Below are 20,219 nucleotides of genomic sequence, written 5' to 3' on the forward strand. Positions count from 1 at the left end.
TGGGGTGAGGGACATTATGACGCGATACGTTTAACCGGCGCATTCTGCTGGCGATCCCACATCACGGTCAGCAAACGTTGCAGTGCGATAAAGGCAAACAACAGAATGCCGATAGCGATTTTGGTCCACCACGAACTGAGCGTGCCGTCGAAGTTGATCCAGGTTTGAATCAAGCCCTGAATCAACACGCCGAATAGCGTACCCAACACCGTGCCGACGCCGCCCGACAGCAGCGTGCCACCGATCACTACCGACGCAATCGCATCCAACTCCACGCCTAATCCTGCCAGCGCATAACCCGCCGAGGTATAGATCGAGAACACAATCCCGGCCAGCGTCGCCAATGTCGTCGACAACATGTAAATCTTAATGGTGGTGGCGCGGGTCGAAACGCCCATCAGCTGTGCCGACGTCAAACTGCCGCCAATCGCATACACCTGATTACCAAAACGCGTGCGGTGCGCCAGGATAATGCCGCCAATCACCACCACCAGCATAATCACCGCCAGCAAGCTCAAGCGCCCGCCGCCGGGGATTTTCCATGCCAGGCTCGACAACGTGGTGTACAACGGGTGATCGATAGGAATCGAGTTTTCTGACACCAGATAGCTACAGCCGCGCAGGAAGAACATCCCTGCCAGCGTAATGATAAACGCCGGGATTTTCAGCGCGTCGATCAGCCAACCCATCATGGCGCCGAACAACGCGCCCATCGCCAGCACGATAGCAAACGCCAGAATCGGATCGAGATGGTAATCGCCAATCGCGCGCGCCAAAAACACGCCGCTAAAGGCGATCACCGCGCCGACGGACAAATCAATGCCGCCGGACAAAATCACAAAGGTCATGCCGACCGCAATAATGCCGAGGAACGCGTTGTCGGTCAGAATGTTGCAAATCACGCGCGTGGAGGCAAAGCCGGGAAACTGGCTCAGGCAAAACAGATAACCGGCGATAAACACCAGCAGCGTGATCATCAAAGGCAAATGACGCTTAATCATTTCGGACGTCTCCGTTTCAGCATGGCGATAAAGCGCGGCGATTGCAGCAACAGCACGCACATCACCACCACCGCTTTGACTACCTGATTCAATTCCGGCTGGAAGCCGGACAACAGAATGCCGGTGTTCATCGATTGAATAATCAGCGCGCCAATCAGCGACAGCACCAGATTAAAGCGTCCGCCCATCAGCGATGCGCCACCAATTACCACCGCCAGAATCGCATCCAGCTCCAACCACAAACCGGCGTTGTTGGCATCGGCCCCGCGAATATCCGCTGCCACGATCAAACCCGCCACCGCTGCACACACACCGCTGATCGCGTAGGTTGACATCACCACCAGCCAGCCGTTGACGCCGGCATTACGCGCCGCACGCAGGTTGATGCCGACCGCTTCGATAAACAGCCCCAGCGCGGTTTTGCGCGTTAGCAGCCAGACCGCCAGCGCCACCAATAAGGTAATCCACACCGGCACCGGCAACAGCCACAACGAACCGCTACCGAACCACGCCAGGCTGTCACTGTTGAAGGTGACAATTTGGCCTTGGGTGATCAGTTGTGCCACGCCGCGCCCCGCCACCATCAGAATCAAGGTGGCGACAAACGGCTGGATTTTCAGCAGCGCCACCAGCACGCCATTCCATAAACCGCAGGCCAAACCGGTTCCCAGCGTGACCAGAATAATGAATGGCAAGCTGTGGCCCGCCACGGTCAAGGTTGCCGCCGTCGCACCGGCAATCGCCATTACCGCGCCCACCGAAAGATCGATGCCGCCGGTGGCAATCACCAGCGTCATGCCAACCGCCAACAGCGCCACCGGTGCGGCGCGATTGAGGATGTCAATCGGGCTGCCGAACAAGCGTCCATCCTGGATGTGAATGGCAAAAAAGTTATTCGCCACCAGGCTATCGACCAGCAGCACCAAAATCAGCGCCACAATTTGCGGCATGCCGGGCGGCAACTTCGGTTTACGTCGTTCGGGTTTGTCGTGTGTCATAGGGGATTCAAGCATGTTGTGCTCCTCCATCGGCGATGGCATTCACAATCGACGCCACCGACAGTTGCTCCAGCGGGATTTCGGCCACCTGTTTCAGATCGCGCATGATCAACACGCGATCGGCATAGCCCACCAGCTCTTCGAGTTCAGAGGAGATAACCAGCAGCGCCAATCCATCGGCGCACAAGGTTTCAATTAAGCGAATGATCTCGGCGTGCGCGCCCACGTCAATGCCGCGCGTCGGCTCATCGAGGATCAGGAATTGCGGTTTAGTCACCAGCCAGCGCGACAGCAACACTTTCTGCTGATTGCCGCCGGAAAGCAGCTCCACCGGTTGCTCAGCGTGTGGCGTGCGAATGCCCAAACTTTTGATAAAGCGTTCGGCAATTATCTGCTGTTCACGCCGTTTGATCGGTCGCAGCCAGCCGCGCTGCGCCTGCAAAGCCAAGATGATGTTTTCACGCACTGAGGCGCCGCCAATAATGCCGTCGGTTTTACGATCTTCCGGACAGAAACCCATGCCCAAACGCGAGGCTTTAGCGGGTGTGCGAATATGCTGCACTCTGCCTTTAATCGTGGCGGTGCCGCGATCGGCGCGGCGAATGCCAAACAGCACTTCCGCAGTTTCGGTGCGACCCGATCCCAGCAATCCGGCCAATCCCACCACTTCACCCGGACGCACTTGCAGGCTAAACGGTTCGATGGTGCCTTTCTTGCCGTAATCCTCAAACGAGACGATCGGCTGATTACTGCGCAGCGTGCTGCCCTGACGTTTCAATGCCGTTTCCAGCAGTTCGCGGCCCAACATCAATTTGATCAATTCAATTTGTGGCAAGGTAGCGGTATCGCGCGTGGCGATAAACTGGCCGTTACGCAATACGGTAATGCGGTCGGTGATGCGGTATACCTGGTCGAGAAAATGGGTGACAAAAATCAGGCTCATCCCTTTGGCCTTGAGCTGCGCCATCAGGGTAAACAGCATTTCTACTTCATTGGCATCGAGGCTGGCGGTTGGTTCATCGAGAATCAAAACCTGCGCCGAGAGATCCACCGCGCGGCAAATCGCGATGATCTGCTGCATCGCCACCGAGTAATGTCCCAATGGACGCGTCACATCCAGTGCGAAGCCATAATTACGCATTAACACATCAGCATCGCGTACCATGCGTTTGCGGTCGATCATGCCAAACCGTCGCGGTTCACGGCCGATGTACAAGTTATCCGCCACCGACATATTTGGCAGCAGATTGACTTCCTGATACACCGTGCCGATGCCCATTTCCTGCGCATCGGCGGTGTTATGCGGCGCAATCGCCTTGCCATTCAACGTCACGGTGCCAGCGTCACGGGTGTAAACGCCGGTTAGGACTTTAATTAAGGTGGATTTTCCCGCGCCGTTTTCGCCCAGCAGCGCCATGATCTCGCCCTTGCGGATGCTGAACGAGACGTTATCCAGCGCTTTTACGCCGGGAAAGCCTTTGCTGACGCCACTGATGGTCAGCAGTGCGGTTTCATCAGAGGTGCTCATCAGGTTCTACCTCGCCTTACGTCATGAAAAACCGCCCCGAAGGGCGGTTGCGGGGATCAGTAACCCATGCCTTTTTTAGTATCGAGCTGCGCCTGTGCGGAATCAGGCAGATACAGTTTCGATTCGGTTTTGATGATTTTTGGCGGCATGGTGCCGTCTTTCTTGAATTTCTCCAGCGCGTCAAATGCCGGACCCGCCATGTTTGGCGTTAATTCCACATTGGCGTTGGCTTCACCGGCCAGCATCGCTTTGTAAATATCCGGCACGCCGTCAATGGAACCGGTCAGGATATCTTTACCCGGCTTGAGGCCCGCTTCTTTGATCGCCTGAATCGCACCGATCGCCATGTCATCGTTATGCGCGTAAACCATGCAGATATTTTTGCCGTTGTTCTCCGCTTTGATGAAGCTCTCCATCACCTCTTTACCTTTGCTGCGGGTAAAGTCGCCAGACTGCGAACGGATCACTTTGATGTTGTTGTGTCCGGCGATGGCTTCGGCAAAGCCTTTCTTACGGTCAATCGCCACGCTGGCGCCGACAGTACCTTGCAGTTCGACTACGTTACATTTCTTATCGGCGACGGTTTTCACCAGCCAGTCACCAATCAACTTGCCTTCCAGCACGTTATCCGCCGTGACCACCGCCATATACAGCGATTTGTCTTTCACCACGATGGCGCGATCAAGCAGGAACACCGGGATCTTGGCGTCTTTGGCTTCTTCCAGTACCGGCTCCCAACCCGTTTGCACTACCGGCGCGATGAAGATGGCATCAACACCTTGCGCAATGAAGGAGCGTACGGCTTTGATTTGGTTCTCTTGTTTCTGCTGACCATCGGCGATTTTCAGGGTGATGCCACGCTTTTGCGCTTCACTTTTCGCCACATTGGTTTCCGCTGAACGCCAGCCAGATTCCGAGCCAACCTGTGAGAAGCCCACCGTCATATCAGCCGCCAGCACCGAGGTACTGAGCGCTGAACTCACCATGGCGGTCAAGAGTAAACGTTTCCACATAATTTCATTCCTCTGAAGGGAGTGTGTTGTAGGGGTACAAAACGCGAATTAAGCCTGGCGTAAAAGCCACGAAACAAGCGCGACATAGTTCACAAATCAGAGTGATTTAAAGGAGTTACGCGAACCTGCAAGGCATGCATGCCCATCACGTTATGGACAAATCGCCTGCATAATGTGTTGATTGAGGTTAAATAAATGTAATAAACAGAATCGGTTATGTTTACTGCTACTGGAAACGATTACAGCGGATGCGTAAAGAATGGTTACTGCTTGAGCAGGCAATCAATTATTGGATTTGTGATAGTTCGCACACAATGCGATCTGGGGTTTCATGCTGTGTTCACTAATTTGACTACCAGGCGGGAATAATTAACGTAAATTCACGCTGCGTTAATCAATAAATAGCGTTTAGATGAATAAAAATAGCGGCGAAGAATATGCGTAATAAGCGTGTGAGTTTTTCTCACACACCTAACAAAACCGGGGCTGAATTTGCCTTAGCACGCACCAAAAAGATGCGTTTTCATGCATGAAAGGCGGAAAAAATCTCCGTTGATGAGCGAATTAGCACTTGTTGTCTGATTTTTGCGTTTTTTTAACTGCCGTGTATGGACTCTGGCTTCTTGCTCCCTATACTTGGGCACTTCCGAGTACTCTATTTTTAAATGGCAATCATGACTGCGTTAGATTACCTGATGAAATTCCGCAAAGTGAATAATCTCGATAGTCTGGAAAAACTCTACGACCATCTTAATTATTCGCTGACTGATGATAATGAGATTATCAATATGTATCGCGCTGCCGACCATCGCCGTGCCGAATTGGTTTCCGGCGGACGTTTATACGACCTGGGTCGTGTGCCAAAAACCGTATGGCGCTACGTGATCTAATTGATTTCCCCTCTCATCATCTGCGCTTCTGCGTTGTCCATATCGGGCGTGCCCCGTTTGGACATGATACGCTCTGCATCGCCCTCTTGCTTTGAAACAGGATTCTTAACATGACCGAACAGGTGAACCCGCCGCGTATTGCTGGCTGGCTGCTGCTGCCACTGGCGTGGCTGATCATGACAATGCTGACCAGCGCGTTGGTGGTGGCGATGTATTTAAGCCCGCTGTTTGATACTGAATTGCGTGCCACGCTGTTCTCTCATGGCGGCATGCTGTTAACGCAATGGTCCATCTCGTTGCTGACCGCATCGGTTGTATGGCTGTACAGCATTTGGGTGTGCTGGATTTTCTGTAAACGTTCGCGTCGCTTACCGCGCCATTACATTTTGTGGTTGTTGATGACCATCCTGCTGGCATTGAAAACCTTCGCCTTCACGCCGGTGGCAGATGGCAAAGCGATTCAGACCTTGCTGCTGTCGTTGTTGGCTGCGGCGGTGTTTGTGCCCTATTTAAAGCGCTCGCAGCGCGTGAAACAGACGTTTATCCAGCCATAGTGACGCGAGTTTCGTCAGCAATTTAATTCTGAGTGCTCTCAACCACCACACAAACCGCGTGAAGGTTGAGATGCAGCTCTCAATTCCGGATAATAGACGCCTTTCGGCTTTCCAGGTTAAATAATGACCGACTATCTACTTCTCTTTGTTGGCACTGTGCTGGTGAACAACTTCGTGTTGGTAAAATTCCTCGGCCTCTGTCCCTTTATGGGCGTGTCAAAAAAATTGGAAACGGCCATTGGCATGGGACTTGCCACCACATTCGTGATCACGCTGGCGGCGATTTGTGCCTGGCTGGTGAATCACCTGATTTTAGTGCCGCTCGATCTGGTTTATCTGCGCACCCTCGCCTACATCCTGGTGATCGCGGTGGTAGTGCAGTTCACCGAAATGGTAGTACGCAAAACCAGCCCGTCGCTGTATCGCCTGCTGGGTATCTTCTTGCCGCTGATCACCACCAACTGTGCGGTGTTGGGCGTGCCGTTGCTGAGCGTTAACCTCAATCACACCTTCCTGCAAGCGGCAGTATTTGGCTTCAGTGCATCACTCGGTTTCTCGTTGGTGATGGTGCTGTTCGCCGGTATGCGCGAACGTTTGGTGCTGGCCAATGTGCCTGCCCCGTTCAAAGGTAACTCGATTGCCTTGATCACCGCTGGTTTGATGGCGTTAGCGTTTATGGGCTTCACCGGGCTGGTGAAATTCTAATGACCGCGATTTGGATTGCCATTGGCGCGATAGCCGTATTGGGCCTGTTGTTTGGCGCACTGCTCGGTTACGCCTCGCGTCGCTTCGAAGTGGAAGAAGATCCCATCGTTGAGCAGATCGACGAGATTTTGCCGCAGAGCCAATGTGGTCAATGCGGTTACCCCGGCTGCCGTCCGTATGCCGATGCTGTGGGTAATAACGGCGAAGCGATTAACAAATGTGCGCCCGGCGGCGAGCAAACTATGCTCAAGCTGGCGGCGCTGCTCAACGTCGAACCGCAACCGCTGGATGGCGGCGCGGAAGTGCTGGAACCGATACGTACCGTGGCGTGGATCGATGAAGCCAACTGCATCGGTTGCACCAAATGTATTCAGACTTGCCCGGTCGATGCGATTGTCGGTGCCACGCGCGCCATGCACACCGTGCTGAGCGACGTATGTACCGGCTGCGATCTGTGCGTTGCCCCTTGCCCGACCGACTGCATTGAGATGCGTCCGGTTGCCACCACCACGGCCAACTGGAAGTGGAATCTCGACACCATTCCTGTACGGGTGATCCCGGTAGAAACCCATGCTTAATTTGTTCAACCTGTTCCGCAAAGAGAAACTGTGGGATTTTCAGGGCGGCATTCATCCGCCGGAAATGAAAACACAGTCCAACGGCACGCCGCTAAGCCAGTTGCCGCTGCCTGAACGCTTTATTATTCCGCTAAAACAGCACATTGGTCATGAAGGTGAAATCTGCGTTGCGCCTGGCGATAAAGTGCTGCGCGGCCAGCCGCTGACCTTTGGCGGAGGACGCATGCTGCCGGTGCACGCGCCGACCTCTGGCACCATCGAAGATATCGCCCCGCACATGACGGCGCACCCTTCTGGCTTGTCGGAACTGTGTATTTTCCTGCGCGCCGATGGCGAAGATCGCTGGACCACACTGGATCCGCAACCTGATTACCGTGCGTTGACGCGTGAGGATGCAGTCAAACGTATTCACGATGCCGGAATTGCCGGTTTAGGCGGTGCGGGCTTCCCTACCGCCACTAAACTGCGCGGCGGATTGCGCGGCGTGAAAACACTGATCATTAATGCCGCCGAGTGTGAACCCTATATCACCGCCGACGACCGCCTGATGCAGGATTGCGCGGCTGAAGTGCTGGAAGGCTGCCGCATCCTCGCTTGGGTGTTACAGGCCGAACGCGTGTTGATTGGCGTTGAAGACAACAAACCTGAGGCGATTGCCGCACTGAAACAAGCACTGGGCGGCGATCGTGAGCTGCAAATCCGCGTCATCCCGACCAAGTATCCCTCCGGCGGCGCAAAGCAGCTGACGCAAATCCTCACCGGCCTGGAAGTGCCGCACGGTGGACGCTCTACCGACATCGGCGTTTTGATGCAAAACGTCGGCACCGCGTGGGCGGTGAAACGCGCAATTGTCGATGGCGAACCGATCACCGAACGTGTGGTGACCTTAACTGGCGCAGCGCTGGCACGACCGCGCAACGTTTGGGGACGTCTCGGCACGCCAATCAGCCATCTGCTGCAACACGCCGGTTTTACCCCGGGATCGCGCCAGATGGTGATTATGGGCGGCCCGCTAATGGGCTTCACCTTGCCATCGCTAAACGTGCCGCTGGTGAAAATCTCCAACTGCATTTTGGCCCCGTCAGCGAGCGAAATGGGCAGCGATCAGGAAGAGCAATCCTGCATTCGTTGCAGCGCCTGCGCAGATGCTTGTCCGGCAAAACTGTTGCCGCAGCAGCTGTTCTGGTACAGCCAGGGCGGCGATCACGATAAAGCCCGTGCGCACAATATCGGTGACTGCATCGAGTGCGGCGCCTGCGCCTATGTTTGTCCGAGCAACATTCCGCTGGTGCAATATTATCGCCAGGAGAAGGCGGAACTGCGCGCCATCGATCTGGAAGCGAAACGCACCGCCGAAGCCAAAGCGCGTTTCGAAGCGCGTCAGGCGCGTTTAGAACGCGAAAAACTGGCGCGTGAAGCGCGCCATGAACAAGCGAAACAGCGCTCTGCACGCAGCGATCAAGGTGAGCTTGATGCTGCCGTCGCGCGCGCCAAAGCACGTAAAGAAAAAAAACCGGAACAAGAAGCCGCTGAACGTGAAGCACGCCATGCGCAAGCGTTAGCGCAGCAGGCTGAGAAACAAGCGGAAACCCAGGCGTTAAGCCGCCAATCAGGCGATCCACGTAAAGCGGCGGTGGAAGCCGCGATTGCCCGCGCCAAAGCGAAAAAAGCTTCCGCAACGACGCCAGTAGAAGTGGCAAGTGACGCGGCAACCGCGGAAGTCGATCCGCGCAAAGCTGCGGTTGAAGCGGCGATTGCGCGCGCTAAAGCCAAAAAAGCCGCTGCCGCGCAACCGATTGAAGCGGCGCCAGCCGAGCCGGAAGCAGAAGTAGCGAAAGCCGATGTGGATCCGCGCAAAGCCGCGGTGGAAGCGGCGATTGCCCGCGCCAAAGCCAAGAAAGCCGCTGCCGCGCAACCGGTTGAAGCGGCGCCAGCCGAGCCGGAAACAGAAGCAACCAAAGCCGACGTTGATCCGCGTAAAGCTGCCGTCGAGGCGGCGATTGCCCGCGCTAAAGCCAAAAAAGCCGCTGCCGCCGCGCAGCAGGCTGAAACAGTATCGCCTGACGTGGAGGCCGCTGCCTCTCCTGACTCCGCCGACCCACGTAAAGCAGCGATTGCCGCTGCGGTCGCCCGTGCCAAAGCGCGTAAAGCGCAGCAGCAGCCTTCGAACACTGAGGAATAAATGGCTTTTCGTATCGCAAGTTCTCCCTTTACCCACAACCGTCGCAGCACCGGCAATATCATGCTGTTGGTGGTGTTGGCCGCGCTGCCAGGCATGGCGGCACAATGGTATTTCTTTGGCGTCGGGTTTCTGATTCAGGTATTGCTGGCCATCGCCACCGCATGGGCCACCGAAGGCGCGATTCTGCGTCTGCGCAAAGCACCGGTGGTGCCAACGTTATCCGATAACTCCGCCCTGCTCACTGCGCTGCTGCTCGGCATTAGCCTGCCGCCGTTAGCACCGTGGTGGTTAGTGGTGTTGGGTACCCTTTTCGCCATCGTGATTGCCAAGCAGCTTTATGGTGGTTTGGGGCAAAACCCATTCAATCCGGCGATGGTCGGCTACGTGGTGTTGCTGATCTCCTTCCCGGTGCAGATGACCAGTTGGCTGCCGCCCGATAGTTTGCAGGCGATCAAACCGGGCCTGATGGATTCCCTCAGCATGATCTTCACTCATCACACGTTGGCGGGTGAAACCATGCAGCAGTTGCAACTCAGCGTGGACGGCATCAGCCAGGCAACACCGCTGGATAACTTCAAAACCGGTCTGCGTGCTGGACACAGCGCCGATCAGCTACTGGCGGAACCGATTTACACCGGCGTATTGGCGGGATTGGGCTGGCAGTGGATTAACCTCGGCTATCTGTTAGGCGGCATGCTGCTGCTGGCGAAAAATGCCATTCGCTGGCACATTCCGGTGAGTTTTCTCGTCTCGCTGGCGTTCTGCGCCACGCTCGGCTGGCTGTTCTCGCCTGAGTCGCTGAATACCCCGATGATCCACCTGTTCTCCGGTGCCACCATGCTCGGTGCGTTCTTTATTGCCACCGATCCGGTCACCGCCTCGACCACCAATCGTGGTCGTCTGATTTATGGTGCGTTGATTGGTTTACTGGTGTGGCTGATTCGCAGCTTTGGCGGCTATCCCGATGGTGTGGCATTTGCGGTGTTGCTGGCCAACATTTGTGTTCCGCTGATTGATTACTACACCCAGCCGCGCGTTTACGGCCATCGCAAGGATTCAAGATGATTGACGCTATTCGTAAAAATGCCGTCACGCTTGCCGCCTTCGCGGTGATCACCACCGGCGTCACAGCGGTGGTGAACTATGTCACTAAACCGACGGTTGAACATCAAACGGCGCTCCAACAGAAAAACCTGCTGGATCAGGTGGTGCCGACCGATCTGTATGACAATCACATCCAGCAAGAGTGTTATCTGGTTACCGATGCGGTCGCGCTGGGCAACAGCAAACCACATCATCTCTATCTGGCGCGCAAAGGCGATCAGCCGGTTGCTGCCGCGCTTGAGACCACCGCGCCAGACGGCTATTCTGGTGCGATTCAAATGTTGGTCGGTGCCGATTTCCACGGCAAAGTTTTGGGCGTACGCGTGGTGGAACATCATGAAACGCCAGGCCTGGGCGATAAGATCGAACTGCGCATTTCTGACTGGATCAACAGCTTTAATGGCAAAGTGATTCATGGCGCAGAAGATAAGAATTTTGCCGTAAAAAAAGACGGCGGTGAATTCGATCAATTCACCGGCGCAACCATTACGCCGCGTGCGGTGGTGAATGCCACCAAACGTACCGCGCTGCTGATTGAAACACTGCCAGCGAAGCTCGCTTCGCTGCCTGAATGTGGAGATGCAAATGAGTGAAGCGAAGAACCTGCTGGTCGGCGGCCTGTGGAAAAATAACTCCGCGCTGGTGCAGTTGCTCGGCTTATGCCCGCTGCTGGCGGTAACCTCAACCGCGACCAATGCCCTCGGTTTAGGCCTGGCCACCACGCTGGTATTGACTATCACCAACAGCGCCATTTCCGCTTCGCGCCGTTGGGTACCGTCGGAAATTCGTATTCCAATTTACGTGATGATCATCGCTTCGGTGGTGAGTTGCGTGCAGATGCTGATCAACGCGTATGCTTACGGTTTGTATCAGTCATTAGGCATCTTCATCCCGCTGATTGTGACCAACTGCATCGTGGTGGGCCGCGCCGAAGCGGTGGCATCAAAGAGCAGCATTCCCCTCTCCGCACTGGATGGTTTTGCCATCGGCATGGGCGCGACCTGCGCCATGGTGACGTTGGGATCGATTCGCGAACTGATTGGCAGCGGCACGCTGTTTAACGGTGCGGATCAACTGCTCGGCCCGTGGGCCAAAGCGCTGCGTATCGAAGTGGTGCATTTCGATTCCCCAATGCTGTTGGCAATGCTGCCGCCGGGCGCGTTCATTGGCCTCGGCATGCTGCTGGCGGCGAAATATCTGATTGATCAGAAAATGAAACAGCGCGCGGCGAATCGTGCTGCTGCGCCAGAAGCTGAGCCGCAAGGTGCAACCGGGAAAGCGTTGTGAATAAAGAGAAACGCGCGCAAATTCTCACGCGCCTGCGCGATGAAAATCCGCATCCCACCACCGAACTGAATTTCAGCTCACCGTTTGAATTGCTGATTGCGGTGCTGCTGTCGGCACAGGCCACGGATGTCAGCGTCAATAAAGCCACTGCCAAGCTCTATCCGGTCGCCAACACGCCCGCATCCGTGCTGGCGTTGGGCGTTGATGGCGTGAAGGAATACATCAAAACTATCGGCTTGTTTAACAGCAAAGCCGAAAACGTGATTAAAACTTGCCGCATTCTGCTGGAACAGCACGGCGGCGAAGTCCCGGAAGATCGTGCAGCGCTAGAAGCCTTGCCGGGCGTGGGACGCAAAACCGCTAATGTGGTGCTGAATACCGCTTTTGGCTGGCCGACTATCGCGGTGGATACGCACATTTTCCGCGTCAGCAATCGTACCCGCTTTGCGCCGGGCAAGAATGTCGAAGAAGTCGAAGAGAAATTGCTGAAAGTAGTGCCTGCCGCGTTCAAAGTCGATTGCCACCATTGGTTGATCCTGCACGGTCGCTATACCTGCGTGGCGCGTAAGCCTCGCTGCGGTTCTTGCTTGATCGAAGATTTGTGTGAATTCGACGCCAAAACCGAACTCTGAGTCGCTGCCGATAAACGATAACCTTGCGCTCGTTTATCGGCAGTTTGGCGATCCGCTCAGCGTGCTCGCGCTGGTATCTCCCTCTTTATTACCCTGCGCGCCGGAAAAGCTGCGCGTTGCCATGCAATTTGCTCCGATCAACGCCTCCGATCTGATCCCCATAACTGGCGCCTATCGCCATCGTGTGCAGCCACCGCTGATCGCCGGTTATGAAGGTGTTGGCACGGTGATTTCTGCGCCGCCTGCTTTTGCCTATTTATTAGGGCAGCGCGTGTTGCCGCTGCGCAGTGGCGGAACCTGGCAGCGTTATATCGATTGCGCTCCGTTGCTGGCAATCCCCGTTCCGGCAGATATCAGCAGCTCGCTGGCGGCGCGCGCCTATATCAATCCCATTGCAGCATGGTTGATGCTGAAAAAGTGGTCGCCGAAGAATAAACGTGTGCTGATCACCGCAGGCGGTTCTGCCTGTGCTCTGTTACTGGCGCAATGGGCGCGGCAAATGGGTGCAGATTCCGTGACGGCGATTCACCGTGCGCCTGCGCATACCAAACGGTTGCAGGCGTTGGGCATTGATACATTGCTGGAGACGCAGCGTGATGCGGTTACTGCCGCTGCGCAACGCTGTGATCTGGTGTTTGATGCGGTGGGCGGCGAAATCGGCCAATTGCTGTGGCAGTCGCTGCCGCTAGAGGCGCAGTTTGTTGCCTATGGCGTGTTGAGCGGTAAACCGCTGCAGGTGACGGCGGCGCGTCCGGCGCTGCATTGGTTTCACGTGCGGCATTCACTCGCGGATTTAGCGCATCAGGATTGGCAGCAATGGTTTACCGAATTGTGGCCGCTGTTGCGCAGCAGTGAATGTGGTGAGGTGGAGATTTTTCCTATAGCGCAATGGCAGGAGGCGATTCGCTGTTATCAGCAATCGGGGCGTGCGCGTAAGCCACTGTTGCAATTGAGCGGGATGTGAAAACCAGGTCACCATAAATGGCGACCCGACAGATTAGCCTTTTGCAGCCTGTAACCACGCCACCACCAGCGGTGATAAGCGGTTTTGCAACGCGGCGCGTTCAGACTGGAACAGCGTGGCGACAAAGAACGGATGATCGCTCAATTCAATACCACGCACATCACCCTCCAGATCCCATGAGGTGATCTGCAAATTCTGCGTGGCCAGCGCCGTGCTGAATTCCGGGTTAACACCAAAATTGCAGTGATAGCCTTCATCACTCTCCAGTGCACCGTAAGCTTGCGCAATGCGCGACTTCGGCTGGAAGGTCACCGTGCCCCGCTGTTCCACCAGCGAACAAGCCAATGGCGCAATCACCCAGCGCCCACCGCTATCGGTTTCGGCATGTCCCGCATCTTCCCAACCCAGCACGTTGCGTGCGTACTCAACAATCGCGTATTGGAAGCCACCGCACGAACCTAAAAACGGTTTACCGCTTTCGCGCGCCCAACGAATCGCGGCGAATACGCCCTCATCATTAAGGTACGGGCTGCCCGGCACCAGCCAAATCGCATCATAATCGGCAAGATTGAGCTGATCGAGTTCGGGTGTCGCGATCCAATCGGCATTGACGGTGAGGGATAAGGTTTTAGCGGCAAGTTGCACGGCGGGAGGAATGGCCTGATGCGCAACGGCATTGGCACGGTAATCGCCTATCAGGGCGACACGAATCGACTGCGTCATGATTACGTCCTTTCAGGGAAAAAAGGAGGTTACAGCAAAGTAGTCTGGCTGTCTAAAGCACTTGAATGACCTATTTTTGCTGTTTTAAACGCGACTAACTTTGACAAAATCCGCACATTTATCTGGCTAAACTCGCGGTTTATCGCGCTAATCTTCGCCACTTGTCAGCCACGCAATCGATTACTTCTTTTACGGTTTTAATTAATTCGTGGTTATGTGCGCAAGATCAACAAATTAGCGTTCTGGAAGCTTTTGACTGCTTATTGTGCTCAGCAATCAAGCTAATATGCTTAATAAGTGGACATGTGACAGCCTATTTTCTGCTTAATTGCTGTTCATCGGTGTAATATGCTGCTAAATAACCATTTCGCAGTTTATATCAGGAAAACCGCCTTCCAGATCTCCAATTAACATCTTTATCCTGATATAATGCCACTAAGCAAGATTTAACACTGATTAACAACTTCGTAAGACGGCATTAACCCTACCTACTGCAAGTATTTCAGCGTGCAGAAAATTCTTGCCCTGATGCGCTAATTCAGCCAAATTAGTCGCCGTTTTTCCTTTCTAATAACAATGTTGCGCGGGATTACCCAGCCCGACGCAGACTTAATTCCTGTCACAAAACAGGCTATGTATAAACTGAGGTACACGTGTCAACTGCAAACAAACACACTGACGGGGCGCCAAGCCTCAACGCTTTTAAGCAACCAAAAGCGTTCTATCTGATCTTCTCCATCGAGTTATGGGAACGTTTCGGTTTCTATGGCCTGCAAGCCATCATGGCGGTTTATCTGGTGAAACAACTGGGGATGTCCGAAGCGGATTCCATCACCCTGTTCACCTCATTCAGCGCCCTGGTTTACGGTTTGGTGGCGATCGGCGGCTGGCTCGGCGATAAAGTGCTGGGCACCAAGCGCGTCATCGTGCTCGGCGTGATCGTGCTGGCACTGGGCTATGCGTTGATTGCCTTCTCAGGCCATGATGTTTCGATGGTGTATATCGGCATGGCGACCATCGCCGTCGGTAGCGGCTTGTTCAAAGCTAACCCGTCTTCCTTACTGTCGACTTGCTATGAGAAAGATGATTCGCGCCTCGACGGTGCATTCACCATGTTCTACATGTCGATCAACATCGGTTCACTGTTCTCAATGATGCTGACACCGTGGCTGGCCGCGAAATATGGCTGGGGCGCGGCGTTCTCGCTGTCAGTGGTCGGTTTGGTGATCACCCTGTTGAACTTCCTGTTCTGCCAACGTTTGGTGAAAAACTACGGTTCCAAACCTGACTTCGCTCCGCTGCAAGTCGGCAAATTGCTGATGACGCTGGTTGGCGTGGTGGTATTGGTAGCATTGGCGGCTTGGTTGCTGCATCACCAGAGCATTGCACGTATCACCTTGGGCGTGATTGCCGCCGGCATCGTGCTGATCTTCGCTAAAGAAGCGTTCGCCCTGAAAGGCGCGGCACGTCGTAAAATGATCGTGGCTTTCTTGCTGATGGTCGAAGCGATTGTGTTCTTCGTGCTGTATATGCAGATGCCAACTTCACTCAACTTCTTTGCCATCCGCAACGTTGAGCACGCGATTCTAGGTATCACCTTTGAGCCAGAGCAGTTCCAGGCATTGAACCCATTCTGGATCATGCTGGCCAGCCCGCTGTTGGCGGCGGTGTACAACAAATTAGGCGACAAGCTGCCGATGCCGCACAAATTTGCCATCGGTATGGTGCTGTGTTCAGCGGCGTTCCTGGTGCTGCCGTTCGGTGCTAAGTTCGCGAATGACGCGGGTATCGTTTCCGTTAACTGGCTGATCATCAGCTATGCACTGCAAAGTATCGGTGAGTTGATGATTTCTGGCCTCGGCCTGGCGATGGTGGCGCAGCTGGTGCCTCAGCGTCTGATGGGCTTCATCATGGGTTCATGGTTCCTGACCACGGCTGGCGCAGCGATGATCGCCGGTAAAGTGGCGAATCTGATGGCGGTGCCAGACAACGTTACCGATCCACACGCTTCACTGGCAGTTTACAGCCAGGTGTTCCAGCAGATCGGGATTGCTACCGGTGTGATTGCGATTCTGATGTTGATCACCGCGCCATTGCTGAACCGCATGACGCAGGATGATGTGCAACCTGAACTGAAACGCGCCAGCGCCAATCAGTAATCAAAACAAGCCGGGCGAGTCCCGGCTTTTTTCTGCCCGCTTTTACATTTGCTTTAACCTTTTCTGCTGTCCACTCTTCGCTTTTGCCTTAGTTAACTTCATGATAGCCGCTCACGGTTAATCAAGCGGGAACTCGCATGGACAGGTTCGATGAGCTGCAAGTGTTCGTCGCAGTGATTCAGCAAGGCAGTTTGGCTGGCGCGGCACGAGTATTACAGCGTTCACCGCCGGTGATCACTCGCACGCTCAATACGCTGGAAAGCCGTCTCGCCACCACTTTGATTGAACGCACCACGCGTCAATTAGCCCCCACCGAAGCGGGCTGGCAGCTCTTTGAGCATGCGCAGCGCGTATTACACGATTATCAACGCGCTATCGATAGCGCGCACCACAGCGGCCTGTATGGCCTGCTGCGTATTACCGCGCCGGTATTGTTTGGCCGACGCCACGTGATGCCGTTGGTCAACGCCTTCCTGCAACAGCATGCTGAAATACAAATTGAAGTAGTGCTGAGCGATAGCTATCAGGATTTGATTGAAAATGGGCTCGACATTGCGTTACGGATTGGCGAGTTGCAGGATTCGTCGATGGTGGCGCGGCAAGTCGGTAGCGTGCGATCAACACTGGTTGCCAGCCACGCATATTTGCAGCGCGCGGGATCGCCGACGCATCCTGCAGAACTCGCCCAGCACGCTTTAGTCGCCAATCTTCGCCACACTCGCGAGTGGCGCTTTGCCCAGGATTTACGGGTGCGTATCACCCCGCGCTTGCGCGTTAATGACGTTGAAGGACAGCTTGAGGCATTACGCGACGCGCACGGCATTGGGCGTTTGTTGTCGTATCAAGTGCTCGACGATATTCAGCAGGGCAAATTAGTGCGTTTGCTGCCGGAATGGGAACCCGCGGCTTTGCCAGTACAGTTGGTGACGCAACGGGTGAAGAATATGACGCCAAAGGTCAGACAGTTTTGGGATTTCGCTCTCGAAAAACTGCCGTTACTGCCCTGCTTTACTGAATAAATTCTGAACGGTTACCGCAAAACTGATCGCGGTCACTGGCAAAAATGACGGGCAGACTTATGCTGCTTCGATCGCTACAACACTTAAGGAGAAGCTATGATGAAACTCTATTGCAAGCCCGGTGCCTGTTCGCTGTCACCGCATATTGTCGCGCTTGAATGTGGGTTGGACTTTACCCAAGTGAATGTCGATTTGCAGAAAAAATTGACTGAGCAAGGGGAAGATTACTGGCAGATCAACCCGAAAGGACAAGTCCCAGCACTGCAGTTTGATGATGGCAGCCTGCTGACTGAAGGCGTAGCGATTGTGCAATATCTGGCGGATCTTAAGCCGGACCGCAATCTGCTGGCACCAACCGGAAGTTTGACGCGCTATCACACCATCGAGTGGTTGAGCTTTGTCAGCAGCGAATTACATAAAGGCTTTAGCCCGCTGTTCCGTCAGGATACGCCGGAAGAGTACAAAACCACCGCGCGCGGGTTGTTGCAGAAGAAGTATCAAATCGTCAATGACGCCTTGCAGGACAAACAGTGGTTGCTGGGGCTGCGCTTTACCGTGGCGGATGCGTATCTGTTTGTGGTGACGCGTTGGGCCAAAGCCATCAAGCTGGATCTAACAGGTTTGGATGCGCTGGAAGCCTGGTTTGATCGTGTGTCAGAACGCCCGGCGGTGCAAGCGGCGTTGAAAGCGGAAGGCTTGGTGTAATTGAGGACTGCGCTCAGGGCTGAAACATTCTTGCCCGCGTGATGGTCGCCATGAATAGCGACCAGGATTGCAGGTGCGTATCAATACGCACCTGACGATTTACAGCTTCTCGGCAGCAAAGTGCTGCGTTGGCTTAGCAATTGCATCCTGCGCCGCTACCAACTGCAATTCGTACTCGCCCATTTCATGGGTTTTCAGCATCACTTCATATACCGCGGCGGTGATGTGCTCCAGCGCATCTTGCAGCGATTTACCGTGCAGCAAATCAACCAGCAGCAATCCGCTGGTTAAATCACCCACGCCGACTGGTTGACGCACGCCAAAGTCCACCAGCGGACGACTGATATGCCAGCACTCATCAGCGGTCACCAGCAGCATCTCGAAGCGATCGCTACGACGTCCGGCACGCGCCAGATGTTTCACCAACACCACTTTTGGCCCTTTGGCAATCAGATCGCGCGCGGCAACCACGGCCTGCTCAATATTGGCAACCTCATGGCCGCTGAGCATTTCCAGCTCCAGCAAATTCGGCGCGATGATATCGCTGGCCGGTAACGCCAATTTACAATGGAATTCCGCCACGCCCGGCGCCACGATGCAGCCTTTTTCTGGATGCCCCATCACCGGATCGCAGAAGAACCACGCATTCGGGTTGGCTTCTTTTACCAGACGCACGATTTCAAGAATCTGCTCGCCCTGTTCTGCCGATCCCAAATAGCCACTCAACACCGCATCGCAGGTCTTCAAACGATCCACGGCCGCGATACCTTTCACGATATCGGTCAAATGCGTGGCAGGCATCACCGTGCCAGTCCAGTGACCGTACTGCGTATGGTTGGAAAATTGCACGGTATTCAGCGGCCAAACGTTTGCGCCCATACGACGCATTGGAAATTCGGCGGCGCTGTTACCGGCATGTCCGTAAACAACGTGAGATTGAATCGCGAGAATATTTTTCATTGTTAACCTGTACTGATTGCCCTGAACTGCCTTGCCATAAAAAAGGGCCGGAAACCGGCCCTGAACGCTTACTGCCAGTTAATCAGGCAGTAATGTTTTTTACCACGACGCAACAAGGTGAAGCGTCCGAACAATTTATCGCTATCGCTAAAACGGTATTCCGCATCAGACTGTTTTTCGCCATTCAGCGAGACGGCGTTAGAACCGATCATGGTACGAGCCTGACCGCGTGATGGCACCAGTTCAGCTGCCACCAGCGCTTGTTGCAGATCGTCTTCAGCGTTCAGATTGATCACCGGCATACCGTCCTGCGCCAGTTGCTCGAAGTCTGCTTCCGTCATCTCGCTCAGGCTGCCTGAGAACAGGCTGTCGGTGATGCGCTTGGCGGCAGTTAAACCTGCATCGCCGTGCACCAAACGTGTAACCTGTTCTGCCAGCACATACTGGGCGCGTGGCGCTTTACCGCTGTTTTTGTCTTCTTCTTCCAGCGCATTGATCTCTTCAATGCTCATAAAGGTGAAGAACTTCAGGAAGCGGTAAACATCGGCATCCGCCGTGTTGATCCAGAATTGATAGAACTTGTACGGGCTGGTTTTCTTCGCATCCAGCCATACCGCGCCACCTTCGGTTTTACCGAATTTGGTGCCGTCCGATTTAGTGATCAATGGAACGGTTAAGCCCCACGCTTGCTGCTGATGCAGACGACGCGTTAGATCGATACCTGAAGTGATGTTGCCCCACTGATCGGAACCACCGATTTGCAGCACCACATCGTGACGCTTATTCAGCTCGGCAAAGTCGTAGCCTTGCAGCAGGTTGTAAGAGAACTCGGTGTAAGAGATCCCCTGATCTTCACGATTCAGACGTTGCTTCACCGCTTCACGGTTGATCATCTGGTTTACCGAGAAGTGCTTGCCGATATCGCGCAGGAAAGTCAGCACGTTCATACCGCCAAACCAATCGTAGTTGTTCGCAGCGATGGCGCTGTTGTCACCACAATCGAAGCTGAGGAACGGTGCTACCTGACCGCGGATCTTTTCGACCCACTCACCGACCGTTTCCGTGGTGTTAAGTTTACGTTCTGCTGCTTTAAAGCTGGGATCGCCAATCAGACCGGTGGCACCACCCACCAGCGCGACCGGCTTGTGTCCGGCATCCTGAAAACGTTTCAGGCAGAGCAGCGGCACCAGATGGCCCAAATGCAAGCTATCAGCGGT

The 20,219-nt window shown here is 54.7% G+C and carries 20 protein-coding genes; 13 read left to right on the forward strand and 7 right to left on the reverse strand.

The annotated features are described in order from the left end of the window. Positions 1-14: 14 nt before the first annotated feature. From yjfF to ytfQ, 4 genes are read right to left on the reverse strand one after another with little or no spacing between them, the layout of a single operon-like run. Positions 15-1,001, reverse strand: coding sequence for a galactofuranose ABC transporter, permease protein YjfF (gene yjfF, locus ABDW13_RS16230; RefSeq protein ID WP_343553586.1), 987 nt, complete (start codon positions 999-1,001; stop codon positions 15-17). Beyond that, on the reverse strand, positions 998-2,014 hold the full coding sequence (gene ytfT, locus ABDW13_RS16235; protein ID WP_343553587.1) for a galactofuranose ABC transporter, ATP-binding protein YtfT: 1,017 nt from the start codon (positions 2,012-2,014) through the stop codon (positions 998-1,000). The genes yjfF and ytfT overlap by 4 nt, the downstream gene beginning before the upstream one ends. Further along, the gene (locus ABDW13_RS16240; protein ID WP_343553588.1) at positions 2,007-3,527 is read right to left on the reverse strand and encodes a sugar ABC transporter ATP-binding protein; all 1,521 of its coding nucleotides are present in this window, start codon (positions 3,525-3,527) and stop codon (positions 2,007-2,009) included. Before ABDW13_RS16240 ends, ytfT begins: the two co-directional genes overlap by 8 nt. Positions 3,528-3,583: 56 nt before the next feature. Then, positions 3,584-4,540 (reverse strand): galactofuranose ABC transporter, galactofuranose-binding protein YtfQ, encoded by a 957-nt coding sequence (gene ytfQ, locus ABDW13_RS16245; RefSeq protein WP_100699935.1) that lies wholly within the window; start codon positions 4,538-4,540, stop codon positions 3,584-3,586. A 674-nt stretch (positions 4,541-5,214) separates the two neighbouring features. On the opposite strand from ytfQ, the gene ydgT reads away from it, so the two are divergent. The 10 genes from ydgT (at position 5,215) to ABDW13_RS16295 (ending at position 13,436) form a co-directional block, all read left to right on the forward strand. Beyond that, a complete protein-coding gene (gene ydgT / locus ABDW13_RS16250; RefSeq protein ID WP_036622212.1) occupies positions 5,215-5,430 on the forward strand; it encodes a transcription modulator YdgT in 216 nt (71 codons plus the stop codon). Positions 5,431-5,540: 110 nt separating this feature from the next. Then, a complete protein-coding gene (locus ABDW13_RS16255) occupies positions 5,541-5,984 on the forward strand; it encodes a DUF2569 domain-containing protein (protein ID WP_343553589.1) in 444 nt (147 codons plus the stop codon). A 123-nt stretch (positions 5,985-6,107) separates the two neighbouring features. Beyond that, on the forward strand, positions 6,108-6,689 hold the full coding sequence (gene rsxA / locus ABDW13_RS16260; RefSeq protein WP_343553590.1) for an electron transport complex subunit RsxA: 582 nt from the start codon (positions 6,108-6,110) through the stop codon (positions 6,687-6,689). Then, positions 6,689-7,267 carry an electron transport complex subunit RsxB gene (rsxB, locus tag ABDW13_RS16265; protein ID WP_343553591.1) on the forward strand — a complete coding sequence of 193 codons (579 nt, stop codon included), beginning with the start codon at positions 6,689-6,691 and terminating at the stop codon, positions 7,265-7,267. The genes rsxA and rsxB overlap by 1 nt, the downstream gene beginning before the upstream one ends. Then, on the forward strand, positions 7,260-9,449 hold the full coding sequence (gene rsxC, locus ABDW13_RS16270) for an electron transport complex subunit RsxC (RefSeq protein WP_343553592.1): 2,190 nt from the start codon (positions 7,260-7,262) through the stop codon (positions 9,447-9,449). Before rsxB ends, rsxC begins: the two co-directional genes overlap by 8 nt. After that, positions 9,450-10,514, forward strand: coding sequence for an electron transport complex subunit RsxD (gene rsxD, locus ABDW13_RS16275; protein ID WP_343553593.1), 1,065 nt, complete (start codon positions 9,450-9,452; stop codon positions 10,512-10,514). Continuing rightward, positions 10,511-11,146, forward strand: coding sequence for an electron transport complex subunit RsxG (gene rsxG, locus ABDW13_RS16280; protein ID WP_343553594.1), 636 nt, complete (start codon positions 10,511-10,513; stop codon positions 11,144-11,146). Before rsxD ends, rsxG begins: the two co-directional genes overlap by 4 nt. After that, positions 11,139-11,840 (forward strand): electron transport complex subunit E, encoded by a 702-nt coding sequence (locus ABDW13_RS16285; protein WP_343553595.1) that lies wholly within the window; start codon positions 11,139-11,141, stop codon positions 11,838-11,840. Before rsxG ends, ABDW13_RS16285 begins: the two co-directional genes overlap by 8 nt. After that, the gene (gene nth / locus ABDW13_RS16290; RefSeq protein ID WP_343553596.1) at positions 11,837-12,472 is read left to right on the forward strand and encodes an endonuclease III; all 636 of its coding nucleotides are present in this window, start codon (positions 11,837-11,839) and stop codon (positions 12,470-12,472) included. The genes ABDW13_RS16285 and nth overlap by 4 nt, the downstream gene beginning before the upstream one ends. Continuing rightward, positions 12,444-13,436 (forward strand): zinc-dependent alcohol dehydrogenase family protein, encoded by a 993-nt coding sequence (locus ABDW13_RS16295; protein ID WP_343553597.1) that lies wholly within the window; start codon positions 12,444-12,446, stop codon positions 13,434-13,436. The genes nth and ABDW13_RS16295 overlap by 29 nt, the downstream gene beginning before the upstream one ends. 33 nt (positions 13,437-13,469) lie before the next feature. Here the strand turns inward: ABDW13_RS16295 and ABDW13_RS16300 are convergent, their stop codons facing one another. Next, entirely contained in the window at positions 13,470-14,159 is a 690-nt protein-coding gene (locus ABDW13_RS16300; protein ID WP_343553598.1) for a CTP synthase, read from the reverse strand. A gap of 653 nt (positions 14,160-14,812) precedes the next feature. Between ABDW13_RS16300 and dtpA the strand changes: the two genes are divergently transcribed. From dtpA to gstA, 3 genes are all read left to right on the forward strand, one after another. Beyond that, a complete protein-coding gene (gene dtpA, locus ABDW13_RS16305) occupies positions 14,813-16,318 on the forward strand; it encodes a dipeptide/tripeptide permease DtpA (RefSeq protein ID WP_343553599.1) in 1,506 nt (501 codons plus the stop codon). Positions 16,319-16,455: 137 nt separating this feature from the next. Continuing rightward, positions 16,456-17,337, forward strand: a complete 882-nt coding sequence (locus ABDW13_RS16310; RefSeq protein ID WP_343553600.1) for a LysR family transcriptional regulator — start codon at positions 16,456-16,458, stop codon at positions 17,335-17,337. A gap of 99 nt (positions 17,338-17,436) precedes the next feature. After that, positions 17,437-18,042, forward strand: coding sequence for a glutathione transferase GstA (gene gstA, locus ABDW13_RS16315; RefSeq protein WP_343553603.1), 606 nt, complete (start codon positions 17,437-17,439; stop codon positions 18,040-18,042). 99 nt (positions 18,043-18,141) lie between these two features. Here gstA and pdxY read toward each other — a convergent pair whose 3' ends face one another. Next, a complete protein-coding gene (pdxY, locus tag ABDW13_RS16320; RefSeq protein ID WP_343553601.1) occupies positions 18,142-19,002 on the reverse strand; it encodes a pyridoxal kinase PdxY in 861 nt (286 codons plus the stop codon). A 68-nt stretch (positions 19,003-19,070) separates the two neighbouring features. Continuing rightward, positions 19,071-20,219: tyrosine--tRNA ligase (gene tyrS / locus ABDW13_RS16325; protein WP_343553602.1), on the reverse strand; the 1,149-nt coding region annotated here is incomplete at its 5' end.

It is taken from the genome of Pantoea sp. (assembly GCF_039594315.1).
Classification (GTDB): Bacteria; Pseudomonadota; Gammaproteobacteria; order Enterobacterales; family Enterobacteriaceae; genus Pantoea.

Excerpts from the sequence above, each read along its gene's own strand:
- rsxD (WP_343553593.1), top strand. The coding sequence starts at position 9,450 with ATGGCTTTTCGTATCGCAAGTTCTCCCTTTACCCACAACCGTCGCAGC.
- ABDW13_RS16240 (WP_343553588.1), bottom strand. The coding sequence starts at position 3,527 with ATGAGCACCTCTGATGAAACCGCACTGCTGACCATCAGTGGCGTCAGC.
- rsxA (WP_343553590.1), top strand. The coding sequence starts at position 6,108 with ATGACCGACTATCTACTTCTCTTTGTTGGCACTGTGCTGGTGAACAAC.
- rsxB (WP_343553591.1), top strand. The coding sequence starts at position 6,689 with ATGACCGCGATTTGGATTGCCATTGGCGCGATAGCCGTATTGGGCCTG.
- rsxC (WP_343553592.1), top strand. The coding sequence starts at position 7,260 with ATGCTTAATTTGTTCAACCTGTTCCGCAAAGAGAAACTGTGGGATTTT.
- ydgT (WP_036622212.1), top strand. The coding sequence starts at position 5,215 with ATGACTGCGTTAGATTACCTGATGAAATTCCGCAAAGTGAATAATCTC.
- ytfT (WP_343553587.1), bottom strand. The coding sequence starts at position 2,014 with ATGCTTGAATCCCCTATGACACACGACAAACCCGAACGACGTAAACCG.
- pdxY (WP_343553601.1), bottom strand. The coding sequence starts at position 19,002 with ATGAAAAATATTCTCGCGATTCAATCTCACGTTGTTTACGGACATGCC.
- yjfF (WP_343553586.1), bottom strand. The coding sequence starts at position 1,001 with ATGATTAAGCGTCATTTGCCTTTGATGATCACGCTGCTGGTGTTTATC.
- ABDW13_RS16285 (WP_343553595.1), top strand. The coding sequence starts at position 11,139 with ATGAGTGAAGCGAAGAACCTGCTGGTCGGCGGCCTGTGGAAAAATAAC.
- gstA (WP_343553603.1), top strand. The coding sequence starts at position 17,437 with ATGAAACTCTATTGCAAGCCCGGTGCCTGTTCGCTGTCACCGCATATT.
- ABDW13_RS16310 (WP_343553600.1), top strand. The coding sequence starts at position 16,456 with ATGGACAGGTTCGATGAGCTGCAAGTGTTCGTCGCAGTGATTCAGCAA.
- rsxG (WP_343553594.1), top strand. The coding sequence starts at position 10,511 with ATGATTGACGCTATTCGTAAAAATGCCGTCACGCTTGCCGCCTTCGCG.
- ABDW13_RS16300 (WP_343553598.1), bottom strand. The coding sequence starts at position 14,159 with ATGACGCAGTCGATTCGTGTCGCCCTGATAGGCGATTACCGTGCCAAT.
- ytfQ (WP_100699935.1), bottom strand. The coding sequence starts at position 4,540 with ATGTGGAAACGTTTACTCTTGACCGCCATGGTGAGTTCAGCGCTCAGT.
- ABDW13_RS16255 (WP_343553589.1), top strand. The coding sequence starts at position 5,541 with ATGACCGAACAGGTGAACCCGCCGCGTATTGCTGGCTGGCTGCTGCTG.